The organism is Gallintestinimicrobium sp., from assembly GCF_046968865.1.
Taxonomy (GTDB): Bacteria; Bacillota; Clostridia; order Lachnospirales; family Lachnospiraceae; genus Gallintestinimicrobium; species Gallintestinimicrobium propionicum.
Genome location: NZ_JBKVPW010000005.1, coordinates 116,624 through 128,956, shown reverse-complemented (window position 1 = coordinate 128,956; position 12,333 = coordinate 116,624). Strand labels below are relative to the sequence as shown.

Here is a 12,333-nt window from a genome sequence, read left to right as displayed (position 1 = left end):
TCTGTTTTTCGTCGTTTATGCACGTCAAAAACGGCAAAAAGAATCCTTTACCGTCCTTGTGGTTATAGCATATTCCACTTCATTTGTAAACTAAAACTTTCAGTTCAGGTAATTCAGCGGGTTCACTGCCTGTCCGTTAATCCGGATTTCAAAATGCAGGTGCGGTCCGGTGCTTCGGCCCGTGTTTCCGCTCAGGGCAATTTTCTGCCCCTGGCTGACCTTCTGTCCGACGCTGACCAAAACCTTGCTCAAGTGTCCGTAACGGGTTTCTCTGCCATCCGCATGCTGAATGTAAACGACGTAGCCATAGCCGCTGCCCCAGCCTGCCCTTGTAACCGTACCGCCGCTGGATGCCATGACCGCCGTACCGATGGGGGTTGCCCAGTCAATTCCCTTATGATTCGTGGACGCTCCCTTCTTGGGTGCTTTTCTGCCGCCAAAGCCAGAGGAAAGCCGTCCGCCGGAAATCGGCTTGATATAGGTCGGTGGAACCTTGGTTCCGCGCTCCACGATCTTCGGAATAGCCTCTACGATAACCTCTTCCTTCAAAATCTCCTGTGATTCCACAGCATCATTTCGATAAGTCACAAGTGCCGCTGCTTTTCGGAAGCCTGCAGAGGGCTGCTGACGCAGCTCTGTCTTTGTCGTATACCATTCGTCATTGTCGATATATACCACATCTGCTTCGTAGGTATCTTCCATATAAATCTGTTCCGTATGCACAACAGAAAGCTCCGGCTCCGGTACGGTGATGATCAGCTCATCACCGGTACGGATGACAGAATTTTCATTGTCCAGAGTCGGATTGATCGCAACGAGATTCGCAATCGCCAAACCGTTATCCTCTGCGATCTGGGAAAGCGTATCTCCCGCTTTTACTTCATAAATCTGCTCTTTCTGCTGATCCGCCGTCACCTCGGAAATTGCAGTTTCCAGCGGCGTGATCTCGTTTTCCATCAAATAGGCATCCACGATCTCGACCGTATCACCGAAATCGACGGAAACCGTGCCGTATTCCATCTGGGAAAAATCCACCGTTCCCTGATCCGGCTCAATCTCTTCAAACAGCTCGTCAAAAAAGCGTTCCGCCCCGGCACCTTCCCCCGCTGCGTGCTGCAGCTGTCCGGTGCTGTCGTCTTTTTTGGAAACCGAAGTCGTCAGGACGTTCAGCTGTCTGTCCGGGTCAATCACAATATCTGCACGATAGGCATGTTCTGTATCGTACCGGTCAAGTGCAGCCTGTAAAAGTGCCCGAACGTCACTGCTGCTGCCCAGGTTTACCGTATATTCGTTGATTTTTACCGTATAAGCATGCTGCAGCGTTGTGGAAATGCTGCTTTTTAAAACATCATAAATCGCTTTATATAAGTTGTGCCGGCTGTCTGTATTTCCAAAAAGCAGCTCCTGCCCCTCGGAAGTGATTTCAACCGGGATATATACCATCGCACCTTCTGTTTCAGTGATTTCGCGGCGCGCCTCGGCAACAAGCCTTTCTACCTCCTCCGGGTCGCTGCTGTTGCCAATTTCCGTTCCGTTGATGCTGACTTTATAAAAATTATCGCCTGTTTTCTGAAATCGTGGAAAAGACGGCACGCCAAAAAGGAGTACCAGCAATGTGATTCCCGTCGTCGCAAACCAGGTCTTTTTGATCAGTCCTCTATATTTCTTCAATCTGTTCATCTTTTCTTCTTTTTCTTTTTGGCTACGCTGTAGCCGAACGTCCCAATTGCTTCCCCAAGTCCGTAATATGTGCCGTGGGAGTACACGATCGGGTCCGCTTTTTCCAGATGAAACCGTCCCGTTTCATCCATCCACTTCTCGTCCACACTGACCGAAACGACCTCTGCCACAAACATCGTGTGGCTGCCGAGCTCTATCTTCTGCGTCACACGGCATTCCAGGCTGACCGGGCTTTCCGCGATCTGCGGTACCGACACTTTCTGTCCCGGCCACGGTGTCAGATTCATTTCTGCAAATTTGTCCACGTCCCGACCGCTTCTGACGCCGCAGAAATCTGCTGCTTTCGTCAATTCCTTCGTCGTCAGGTTAATGACAAATTCTCCTGTCTCTTCAATACAATGATAGGAATATCTTTCCGGGCGCACCGAAATCGACACCATCGGCGGATTGGAACAGACCGTACCTGTCCATGCAACGGTGAAAATATTCGGCTTTCCGTCTTTGTCCGCAACCGAAACCATGACCGCCGGAAGCGGGTAAAGCATATTGCCCGGCCGCCAGTTTACGCGGCCCATTAAAACAGCCCTGCAATCTGCGCCGCTGCCAGAACAATATTCGCCAGCGCGGTCACGAGGGTAATAATCATCAGAGGTCTGAGTCCTCTGCCCTGCTTCTGCAAATGCTCATTGCGGCGGACAAGTTCGTCATTCTGTGCCGCTATCGCTTCGGTCTGCTTCTTTACTTCATCTACGACAACCGCCTGTACGTTGCGGTATACCTTTACGTTTTCCTTATGGGTAAAATCATCGGACTGCTTTAAGAGCTGCTTGATCTCATCCATATGCTCCAGGATCGCCTGTTCAATCTGACTGACCTGCTCTGCAGTTTCCTGATTTTTCTGCTGTGCTTCGTCGAGGCGCAGCAGTCCTTCTTTTGTATAGTTCTGCAGTCTAACCATACATTCCTGTGCGGTGCGGTTGATGCTGTCCTGGCTTCCCTCTGCCATCCGGCTTAAATTGCTCGTGCCGGTTTCGATAATTTTACGCAGTCCGCCGGCGCTCTCCGTCGTCACACGCTGGATTCCTTCGATGCTCTGCTCCGCCAGATTCTGCATTCCGGCAGCGCTCTGATCCGTATATTTCTGAATCACATCCAGAGCTTCCACATTTTTTCGTGTAACCTGACGGATTTCATTTAAGTAATTTTCGTATTCTACAAGCGATTCTCTCAAACGCTTTGCTTCCAAATCCTGCATGTATTTTCCTCTCTGTCTGTTCCGTTCCCAATCCTATGTCCCGGGGCAAAGTATCCTTTCCCCCAAAATCGCATTTTTTACAACAGTGCATACTCTGTTTTATTGTATCATTATTACCATTTTGAAACAAGATCAAAACGGAGATTCTTTCAGCGCTTTTGTTTTAACTCATTTGTAAAACTTACTTCCACCCCTATCTAATTCGATGTGGAACTTACTACCTCCAAACATCAGGTGTGGAAGTTACTTATTCTTAATGCTATCTTATTCTTATTCGTCCATCTCTAAGCTCCGGCCGGAACTGGAGAAACATATGAATAAGAATAAACATTTAGTTTTTGATGAAAGATACGTAATTGAGCATTCTCTTAATAAAAATATGAGTTTTAAAGCCATTGGCAAACAGATTCTTAAGGACTGTACCACTGTATCCAAAGAAGTGAAAGCTCATATCATATTTGAAAAGAAAGGTGCTCCTTATAGACCTTTTAACGACTGCCTGAACAGAAAGCACTGTTTCCATTACGGCGATATATGCCTTGCCTGCGAACGTCATAAAAACCGTAACAAATGCAGTGCCTGTGGGCATTGTACAACCTCCTGTTCGGACTACTCCAAAGAGGAATGTCCCAAACTATCCAAGGCTCCCTACGTATGTAATGGTTGTGATCTGTTAAACAGCTGCACCCTTGAGAAAAGATTCTATAAAGCTCTTTCCGCGCAAAAAGAGTATGAATTGGTGCGCAGCGAATCACGTTCAGGCTTTAATCTCTGCGAAGATGAATTGAAACAGCTTGATTCCGTAATAAGTCCTTTACTCAAAAACGGTCAATCTATCCATCACATACTTGCTAACAATCAGGACAAGATTTCCTGCTGTGAAAAAACCGCTTATATTTATGCCGATAGTGGTCTTTTTTCTGCCAGAAACATAGACATGCCCAGAAAGGTCCGATTTAAGCCCAGAAAGAAAAAGTCAGTCCCTCTCAAAGTTGATAAATCCTGCAGAATAGGCAGAACCTATGATGATTATAAGCTTTACAGAATGAACAATCCTTCGCTCCCTGTTACTGAACTTGATTCTGTAGAAGGGATAAAGGGCGGTTCTGTATTACTCACCATTCACTTTGTACTTCCAAAGCTTCAACTGGCATTTTTGCGGGAAGCAAATGACTCTAAATCTGTGACTGACATATTTGATCATCTATACGAATTACTTGGGTTTGATAACTTCACCAAACTATTCCCCCTATGTCTGGCCGACAACGGAACCGAGTTTTCAGATCCTTTCGGTATTGAAGTTGACTCAGATGGTGTGATAAGGTCTCGGGTATTTTATTGTGATCCCTCTTCTCCCGGTCAGAAGGGAGCTTGTGAAAATAACCATGAATTCATAAGAAGAATCATTCCAAAATTCACGGATCTTGGGCAGTACGCTCAGGCGGAAATCAATCTCATGATGGATCACATCAATTCCTATGGAAGACCTGAACTTGGTGATAAATCACCTTATGAAATGTTTGAATTCTACTATGGCAAGGAAATATTAGACTTACTCGGTATTCACAAAATACCTGCAAATGAAATCATTCTGAAACCGGAATTATTGAAACACAAATAAAGAAAGAAGCACTCTCTTTATCTGTGTGCATTGCACACTTCTATCCTTACTTCGCTTGATTAATACAATTCTGATGAGAATTAACTGTGTCAAGGCTGCCGCAGGCACCTTTTTAAAGCTTTGGCCTTGACACAGCTAATTTCATCAGATAAAAAGTACCCCGGCGAAGTAAGGATAAAGATTTCTGCATCTGCAGAAATTTCCTTATAAACAATCAAAAGGCCGGAGTCCTACGCAGTTGGATGAGTTTCCTATCGTTACCTTAAGGGGTGGAATTCACTAACTCTTACCAGGACCACGTGAATTCGACTTCTCATTTTGATGCGCATTTTTCCGGCTTTTGGTTTATTATAGATGCTTTTTGACATAAATACCACCATTTTTGTAAGAAAAAACTTCCACCCCGTGGAAGTTAGTCCTACAAGGTGGAAGTTACCCTTACAAAGTGGAATTAACTTTTACAAGTGACGCGCTTTTGTTTTATTGCTACTGTTCACACGCGCCATTCGCAATACAATAGAATGTACGCTTCGCGAACATTCTATTGTCATGAACCGCGTCTTCGACGCTCTCCGCTGCTTCGCAGTTCATTTTTGCTCATAAAGTGGCGCTCCCTTCGTACCTTTTTGCGAGCAGATTTTCATGCAAGCATGAAATCTGCTCGCAAAAAGGTACGAGTGAACTGTAATGTTTTATTTATTTTGCACTGTTTTTCTTTTCTGCCTTTCGAGTTTTTGTGCTAATTAACTACATATTAACATTGTGTTCATAATTTGTTCATATTTAATTGCTATACTGAGTTTGTCGTTAAGGAACAGAACTTAACGATCTACCAAAGGAAACACAGATAATTTTTTCATAATAGCCCAGGTGCCGGGAGGCCCTGGGCACTCCTCATTTTTAGGGGGAAGTTTTCCGTTTCATGTCTTACAGGATTCTCCGCCTGCGGCGGGTCGCGTAAGCGACATTATTCCTCTCCGCCGCAGTGCGATCCTCGCGGAGCGTTTTTTATTGGCTAGAAACGCAGTTTCTAGCCAATAAAAAAGCAGCCCGATCGCATCCGCGTCCGAACTGCCTCAATACCCTAAAAGTTTTTCGAAAACAATAGAATGCACGCTCCGCGAGCATTCTATTGTCATGAATAAAGCGAACCCTGACAGGATCGGTCAGCCGTCAGGCTCCATCCGTGTCTTCCTTGCTTAATGCCTTAATCTCTTCGTTCAGCTCCTGCATCCGGTTATCAAGTGCAGATACCATGCCTGCACATTCGATCAGCTCTCGCTTAACATGCTCCGGCGCATTGCCCTCGAATTTGTAATTGATCTTGTGCTCCAGGCTCGCCCAGAAATCCATCGCTACCGTACGGATCTGAATCTCCACCTTTACATCAACAGTGCGGTCGGACAAAAATACCGGAACGGTCACGAGCATATGATAGCTCTTATAGCCGCTCGCTTTCGGCAGGCGAATGTAATCCTTGACTGCGATGACATGAATATCATTCTGCAGTCGAATCATCTCCGCGATTCTGTAAATATCCGATGTAAAAGAACAAATTACACGGATTCCCGCAATATCATTGACATACTTCACCATATTTTCGATCGTGGATTCATATCCATGCCTGCGTAGCTTCTTTACGATACTCTCCGAAGTCTTAATTCTGGATTTAATATGTTCGATCGGATTATATTGATGAACGTGCTGAAATTCGTCGTTTAAAATTTCCAGCTTCGTATTAATCTGTTTCAGGGCGGCATTATAAACCAATATCACTTCCTGCCACGTTTCGATCTGGCTTTCTGCATCCAATAAAAGTTCCATACCTTCAGCCTCTCTTTTCTTGATAATTTTATTATAGCATACCCGATGCGGAAACAGACGGATTTCATTAAAATTTTAGATATTCCGTCCAATCTTCCTCCGGTTTTTCACTACACAAATATATTTATGCACTTCCTCCGGGATTTATGCTATACTGACGTAAACAGCTTTCACATCAAAGGAGATTTTTCATGTTCCGTTTATGGGCGCGTACATTTCAAAATAACCACATGTTAAACGATACCGTCATCTGCGACGACCGCGAAGAAACCAGAACCCATAAGGTTTTCGACGCGCTGCAGGAGGTCTGCATGCAGTTCGACCTCGGCAAACCAATCTGGCTCGACAGCAATATCAATGATTTCCGCCGCCATGCCAAAACACGCTTCCGCCAGGATTCTTTTGTTGAGGAAATTGACTTCGATTACCTGGAAATCCAGGTGATTGAGGAGGATTGAAAGCAGGCATCAAGGTCGGGAGCTTGTGACCCCGACATCTTAAATATCATATAGTATAGAAACGGAAACGAGAACCGTACGGCATTTGCTAATGCGGTCTGCTCGTTTCTTTTTTTATGTCACAGTTCACTCGTATCCTTCTGGGTTCAGATTCCGTGCTTGCACGAAAATCTGAACTCAGAAGGGTACAAAGGGAGCGCCATTTTATGAGCAAAAAGAGCTGCAAAGCAGCGGAAAGCATCGAAGATGCGCTTTTGCGAATGGTGCGTGTGAACGGTAACTTTTTTTCTATCATCTCTTCTTGACATTTTGTCACTTTTCATGTAGTATCTGCATATATTACATGTAGTTTTAAATACTACGTATAATATTTTGTAATGCCACATCGCTTGTTAAACGAACATTCTGCTATCCCTGACCCAGAATGCCCGCAAAATACGCATTCCATTGTATCCAAATGTAAGGAGGAGGTACTACTATGAACATAACTATTCGGGAACCCGGAAGCGCACTCACCCATTTTATCGCCATGCTGCTCGCTCTCTGCGCAGCAGTCCCGCTGTTAGTCCGCGCAGCTGTCCACTCCGGTGTAAAAAGCCTCACTGCAATGACAGTTTTTATGATCAGCATGGTTTTATTGTATGCCGCCAGCACGATATACCATTCTGTTAACTGCTCCGGGCGCATTCTGCGTATCTTTCGGAAAATGGATCATATGATGATTTTCGTCCTGATCGCAGGGACCTATACGCCGGTATGCCTGCTGACCCTGCCAAAGCCCTCTGGTCTGATGCTGCTTGCCGCAGTCTGGGGAATCGCGCTGGTCGGAATTTTTATCAAAGGCTTCTGGATCACCTGTCCAAAATGGTTTTCCTCTGTTTTGTATATCGCAATGGGCTGGAGCTGCCTGTCCGTTCTGGGACAGCTGTTTTCCCTGCTTCCGCTTCACGCCTTTTTATGGCTGCTCGCCGGCGGACTGATCTATACTGCAGGCGGCATTATCTACGCGCTCAGGCTGCCGCTGTTTGACGCACGGCATCCGATGTTCGGCTTACACGAAATTTTTCATTTGTTCGTCATGGCCGGCAGCCTGTGTCATTTTGTGTTTATGTTCTGCTATCTTGCGTAAAAATCTCCATTCCGCAGGCGCCTTACACCGAAGGAACCTCGTACGATCAATAGCTGTTTTGTGACGCCTGCGGCACGGACTGTGTATACAAAGCCGGCTGCTCTGCAGACACCAGATTTCCATCTGCATCTGACATTTTTCTTACTCCGTACCTGCTTCGCTCCGCCACCATTGCACCAGCCCCGCCTGACATCAGTGCCGCCGCTGTCATCCCTGTCCCCATCGCAGCTGGCGATGCTCCCCTCAGGCGGGATGTCTGGATAAACTGCAGCGCTGCTGCCGTGCGCCCTGCCTGTGCAAGTTCCCGCGACACCGAATACAACATCAGAAACGTCATATACTGGCGCGCAGTCAGCTTTTCTCCCATCAGATTTACAAGGCCGTTTACCTCCTGCACAGAAAGGCTGACCGCTTCAAATGTTCCTGCCGGAAGTCCCGCCAGCTCCATAATCTGATGCAACTGTTCCAGCCATTCACTGGAAATCCGCCCTTTTTCATGGATATAAGCAGGGCGCTCCGGATTGCGAAATTTCTGGAACAGCCATCCCATCTTTTCGGTTTCGACAAGCGCGGTGGGATTCGTATCAACGCCCACAGAACGGATTTCTGTACCGCATGCATCTACTGGTTCAACTCCCGATGCCTTTGCAGATTGCTTCGCAGCGATACCATTTGTTCGCAGGCTCTCCTGTGTGAACTGCTGCAGCTTCATAAATCCCACGCAGAGCCGGTCGCGCTCTTCCAGTTCTTTTTTCAGAAGCTGTGCCATCAATAAAAGGATGCCGGACATCGCGCAGTCCATCCGCACAGAATCCTTCCACGGCGCTTTCATTTCTTTCCATTCCTGCACACTCAGCCTGTCGCACTGCTGCATACGCTTCCAGAGAAATCCCCAGCTTCCCTGTAAAAAATGGCAAACCTGATTTTTCCCTTTTTCAAACTCGTCCATGGATTCCTCTTCCAGCTGCTCAAAAATTCCCGCTGCCAGAATCGCGTAGCGCCGCTGTTTCCATCCAAACTGCTCCAAAAATACCGGATATCGGCGCATCCATGCAATCCCCTTCTCATTCCAGAGATCTATTTTCTCCTGCTTCTGCCGGTTCATCCAGCTTCTCGCTCCTTTCTGGTTGGCAGCCGCATAGACCGCCGCAGGCATCAAATAAATCCAGCTATCTTCGGCGCGTTGTTCCATGCAGAGAAGCAATCCTGTCTCCTGTACGTTTAACGTTCCCTGTTTTTCTTTTTCCCGAAAAAGCGTCAACGCATACAGACTGTCCTGCTCTGCGCTGCAAAAATACAGATACTTTCCCCGTCTATTCTTCATGTTCTACCTCCAGAAAATCGCCGTCCATAAGCATTGAAAATGTCTTTTTCTCCTGATTGTAAAGATATACATGATTGGACAGAACCTCCTCCGGTCTGGTACATTCCCGGTTCGTTTCCTGCAAACTGTACTCCACTATTTCCGGAGAAATCATTCCGACGCCATGAATTTGTGCCTCATGAATACTCGTGAACGCAATATAAAAGTCACCGCCCAGATCCTGCGCAATTTTCTCCGCAACACCCGGATAAAAAACGGCAATCGCTCCGTTGATTTCCAGCGTATTTGTCAACAGATAGCTGCGCATGCCCGGCGGGATTTTCTGTTCGTCGTCCTCCCCCATAAAAATGCCGTTCTCGTACCGCTTTCCGTCCCAGCCCATCAGGCACTGGATCGAATACAGCCGCGGCGGATACAAAAAGCTCGTATTGACCAGCGCCGCCCGCATTACCTCCGCTTCGGGGACCATCCATTTCTGAACCTGATCCCGGTACACCTTCGTCGTAAAATAATCTCCTCCCAGATGAGATAAAACGCAGTACAGCACCAGCGCTACATCCCCGATGCGGATATACGGCACGTTTACAAGCTCGCTTCGGTAAAAATCCAGATTGAGCGGACGAAGAATCAGCATATTTTTCATTTTTCCGTACTCACTTTTTTCTGAAAGAGTCGTATTTTCCTGCGCTTCCACTGCTGCCTCAAGAACCCGAAGCACCCGCTCTTTTTCCTGCTTCTGCACCTTTTTATCCCCGCTGCAGAGCTTATTGAGCATCCCTTCTGTCGCCTTTAAACGGGCGCAGCAGTCCCTGCGTCCATTTTTAAAGCAGAATAAAAAACTGTCCTCCTCCGTCAGAATCTGAAACGGGTAAGGAAATTCCGACTCTACCTCCTTTTGCAGAAACGCCCTCGCATATTCCATTTTTTGTGTGTCGTCCATTCTCCCGTTACTGAAAACTTATAAAAAGTTATAAACTTTTATGTTTCATTCCTACTTCAACGAGTATGCTTTTGATGGCATAAATACCTATCTACTCACAAGTTCTTGTACTCTCCGTAGGCGTAAATTCCGAATTAACGCATCCGTACATATTTGCATTAACATTTAAGTGTTAGCTTGCAAATTGTTCTCCATAAGCTTTTAGGTTTAGTGATGCCTGGAAATCTCTATCTATAACATTTCCACATTCACATTTATATGTTCTATCAGATAATCTCAAATCCTTTTTTATTTTCCCACAGCAACTACAACGTTTGGATGATGGATAAAATCTATCAGCCACAATGAGCTGAATACCTCTATCATTACACTTGTATTCCAACTGTTTACGAAATTCAAAGAATCCCTGATTCTGAACCGCTTTAGATAAATGTCTATTTTTTATCATCCCACTAACGTTTAAATCTTCGATACAGATAAATCTTGGTTTTCGATTTACGATTTCAGATGTGGTCTGATTCAAATAATCTTTTCGGATATTTGCTAATCTGTGATTTACTTTAAGTAAAAGTTTTTCTTTTTTTACTATATTGTTAGTTTTACAGTAACTTCCTCCTTTCTTATTGTGTTCATATTTACGAGATACGCTGCGTTGCAATCTACGCTTGCATTTCTCAAGCTTCTTAACAGTCTGGCTTTTGTTTATATTCTTGTAGGTATTACCATCAGAACATATCGCCAAATCCTTAATTCCAAGGTCTATACCGATTCCATCATGATTAGACCTGTCCCTGCAGTCTGGGAATTCCACACATACGCTAATCCACCAATTCAATCCATCAAAGGATACTCTCGGATTCCTATATTTAGCATCTGTGGGAATACGTCCATGTTCAGCAAGTTTTACCCAGTTCAGCTTTTGTTTATTAGCTTTCCTGCTGAAAGAAAATCCTTCAAATTTAACATGCGTATCACGAAACTGTATCTTGATATTATCTTGATAGAATTTAGGCATTGATTTCTTTTTCGCCTTAAACCTTGGGTACCGTTGTAAACCCTTGAAAAAGTTTTTATAGGCTGAGCAGGCATCTTTAATTGCCTGCTTAGTTACATTGTTTGAAACGTTTAGCAGCCATGCATATTCATCAGAATTTCTAAGCCTTGTAAATTCTTTTCTAAGCTCCGTATCTGGAATAAATCTGCCACCTTTTTCATAGTTTTCCTTTTCCCTGGCCAAAGCCCAGTTATAAGCAAATCTTGAAGCACCTGCGTACTGAAACAGCTTAGTTTTTTGTACATTATTTGGGATCAACATTACTTTTATGGCTTTTACCATCGGTCTCCTCCTGCATCAATTCTCGGATAAGTTTCTTCGCTTTATTCGCTCGTTTTCCTTGTAACTTGCAGCTAAATACTGTGATTATCTGTACTAAATCTTCAACGAGTTCTTGTTGCTCAGATTCTTCAGTATTGTCAATAATCTCAATCTGTCGTTCTAAATCATCTTTTTGTTTGTGGCTTAAAACACGACAATATCCAATGATAATACGGTTTTTAGGCTTTACATTCATTACCTGGTTGAGCTGTTCATCGGAATAATACCTATAACCACTTGTTGTAGTATGATGCGGATGAAGTTTTCCATTAGAATCCCAATTTCGTAATGTCTGTGCTGATACACCTATAATTTATATACTTTTATAAGCCTTATTCAGCTGTTCAATCACCTCCTTGTGAAAAATTGCGTACATGCCTGGAATCTTGTGTAGAATTGAACTAGAAACATCAGAATAATAAAAGAAATAACAAGATCAAACCAACATGTCATGAAAAAGAGTCGCTCGCGACTCTTTCGCGCCCGAGCGGTATGCGAAGCATATACTTCATTTCCGCGAGGTGCGCATCCTCGCGGAGCGTTTTATGTGATAGGAATTTCCTATCACATAATGAACCGGTTATCAGCAACCGGCTTCGCCCTTTGCGATGAACAGCCCGGCTGTCCCCGCTCGCGCTTCTCTTCTTCGATCACGAGCCCGCGCTGGCGCGCTCTACCGCCTGCTTCGCAGGCTGCTCGTTCTCTAATGGCACGAGAAAAACAAATG

11 protein-coding genes are annotated in these 12,333 nt (G+C 45.1%); 3 read left to right on the top strand and 8 right to left on the bottom strand.

Annotated elements, in window-relative coordinates:
- Positions 1 to 99: 99 nt before the first annotated feature.
- Genes ACLTOQ_RS06360 through ACLTOQ_RS06350 form a run of 3 tightly spaced genes read right to left on the bottom strand, consistent with a single transcriptional unit; the run spans position 100 to position 2,935 of the window.
- A complete protein-coding gene (locus ACLTOQ_RS06360) occupies positions 100 to 1,680 on the bottom strand; it encodes a M23 family metallopeptidase (RefSeq protein ID WP_337598573.1) in 1,581 nt (526 codons plus the stop codon).
- Complete coding sequence (locus ACLTOQ_RS06355; RefSeq protein WP_021914518.1) at positions 1,677 to 2,255, bottom strand: flavin reductase family protein; 579 nt, start codon at positions 2,253 to 2,255, stop codon at positions 1,677 to 1,679. Before ACLTOQ_RS06355 ends, ACLTOQ_RS06360 begins: the two co-directional genes overlap by 4 nt.
- On the bottom strand, positions 2,255 to 2,935 hold the full coding sequence (locus ACLTOQ_RS06350; protein WP_021914519.1) for a hypothetical protein: 681 nt from the start codon (positions 2,933 to 2,935) through the stop codon (positions 2,255 to 2,257). Before ACLTOQ_RS06350 ends, ACLTOQ_RS06355 begins: the two co-directional genes overlap by 1 nt.
- A 313-nt stretch (positions 2,936 to 3,248) precedes the next feature.
- Between ACLTOQ_RS06350 and ACLTOQ_RS06345 the strand changes: the two genes are divergently transcribed.
- A complete protein-coding gene (locus tag ACLTOQ_RS06345) occupies positions 3,249 to 4,556 on the top strand; it encodes an IS30 family transposase (RefSeq protein ID WP_412319097.1) in 1,308 nt (435 codons plus the stop codon).
- 1,173 nt (positions 4,557 to 5,729) lie between these two features.
- Here ACLTOQ_RS06345 and ACLTOQ_RS06340 read toward each other — a convergent pair.
- Complete coding sequence (locus ACLTOQ_RS06340) at positions 5,730 to 6,380, bottom strand: GTP pyrophosphokinase family protein (RefSeq protein WP_021914043.1); 651 nt, start codon at positions 6,378 to 6,380, stop codon at positions 5,730 to 5,732.
- A 191-nt stretch (positions 6,381 to 6,571) separates the two neighbouring features.
- On the opposite strand from ACLTOQ_RS06340, the gene ACLTOQ_RS06335 reads away from it, so the two are divergent.
- Both ACLTOQ_RS06335 and trhA read left to right on the top strand, forming a co-directional pair.
- A complete protein-coding gene (locus ACLTOQ_RS06335) occupies positions 6,572 to 6,838 on the top strand; it encodes a hypothetical protein (protein WP_021914042.1) in 267 nt (88 codons plus the stop codon).
- 478 nt (positions 6,839 to 7,316) lie between these two features.
- Positions 7,317 to 7,967, top strand: coding sequence for a PAQR family membrane homeostasis protein TrhA (gene trhA, locus ACLTOQ_RS06330; RefSeq protein WP_021914040.1), 651 nt, complete (start codon positions 7,317 to 7,319; stop codon positions 7,965 to 7,967).
- Between the two features lie 46 nt (positions 7,968 to 8,013).
- Here trhA and ACLTOQ_RS06325 read toward each other — a convergent pair whose 3' ends face one another.
- From ACLTOQ_RS06325 to ACLTOQ_RS06310, 4 genes are all read right to left on the bottom strand, one after another.
- Positions 8,014 to 9,291: a hypothetical protein gene (locus ACLTOQ_RS06325; protein ID WP_337425986.1), complete on the bottom strand. Its 1,278-nt coding sequence runs from the start codon at positions 9,289 to 9,291 to the stop codon at positions 8,014 to 8,016.
- Positions 9,281 to 10,231 (bottom strand): DUF5688 family protein, encoded by a 951-nt coding sequence (locus ACLTOQ_RS06320; protein WP_337425988.1) that lies wholly within the window; start codon positions 10,229 to 10,231, stop codon positions 9,281 to 9,283. The genes ACLTOQ_RS06325 and ACLTOQ_RS06320 overlap by 11 nt, the downstream gene beginning before the upstream one ends.
- 172 nt (positions 10,232 to 10,403) lie before the next feature.
- The gene (locus ACLTOQ_RS06315; protein ID WP_412319096.1) at positions 10,404 to 11,567 is read right to left on the bottom strand and encodes an RNA-guided endonuclease InsQ/TnpB family protein; all 1,164 of its coding nucleotides are present in this window, start codon (positions 11,565 to 11,567) and stop codon (positions 10,404 to 10,406) included.
- Positions 11,530 to 11,919 (bottom strand): MerR family DNA-binding transcriptional regulator, encoded by a 390-nt coding sequence (locus ACLTOQ_RS06310; RefSeq protein WP_337425567.1) that lies wholly within the window; start codon positions 11,917 to 11,919, stop codon positions 11,530 to 11,532. Before ACLTOQ_RS06310 ends, ACLTOQ_RS06315 begins: the two co-directional genes overlap by 38 nt.
- Positions 11,920 to 12,333 lie beyond the last annotated feature (414 nt).

Excerpts from the sequence above, each read along its gene's own strand:
- ACLTOQ_RS06360 (WP_337598573.1), bottom strand. The coding sequence starts at position 1,680 with ATGAACAGATTGAAGAAATATAGAGGACTGATCAAAAAGACCTGGTTT.
- ACLTOQ_RS06355 (WP_021914518.1), bottom strand. The coding sequence starts at position 2,255 with ATGGGCCGCGTAAACTGGCGGCCGGGCAATATGCTTTACCCGCTTCCG.
- ACLTOQ_RS06350 (WP_021914519.1), bottom strand. The coding sequence starts at position 2,935 with ATGCAGGATTTGGAAGCAAAGCGTTTGAGAGAATCGCTTGTAGAATAC.
- ACLTOQ_RS06345 (WP_412319097.1), top strand. The coding sequence starts at position 3,249 with ATGAATAAGAATAAACATTTAGTTTTTGATGAAAGATACGTAATTGAG.
- ACLTOQ_RS06340 (WP_021914043.1), bottom strand. The coding sequence starts at position 6,380 with ATGGAACTTTTATTGGATGCAGAAAGCCAGATCGAAACGTGGCAGGAA.
- ACLTOQ_RS06335 (WP_021914042.1), top strand. The coding sequence starts at position 6,572 with ATGTTCCGTTTATGGGCGCGTACATTTCAAAATAACCACATGTTAAAC.
- trhA (WP_021914040.1), top strand. The coding sequence starts at position 7,317 with ATGAACATAACTATTCGGGAACCCGGAAGCGCACTCACCCATTTTATC.
- ACLTOQ_RS06325 (WP_337425986.1), bottom strand. The coding sequence starts at position 9,291 with ATGAAGAATAGACGGGGAAAGTATCTGTATTTTTGCAGCGCAGAGCAG.
- ACLTOQ_RS06320 (WP_337425988.1), bottom strand. The coding sequence starts at position 10,231 with ATGGACGACACACAAAAAATGGAATATGCGAGGGCGTTTCTGCAAAAG.
- ACLTOQ_RS06315 (WP_412319096.1), bottom strand. The coding sequence starts at position 11,567 with ATGGTAAAAGCCATAAAAGTAATGTTGATCCCAAATAATGTACAAAAA.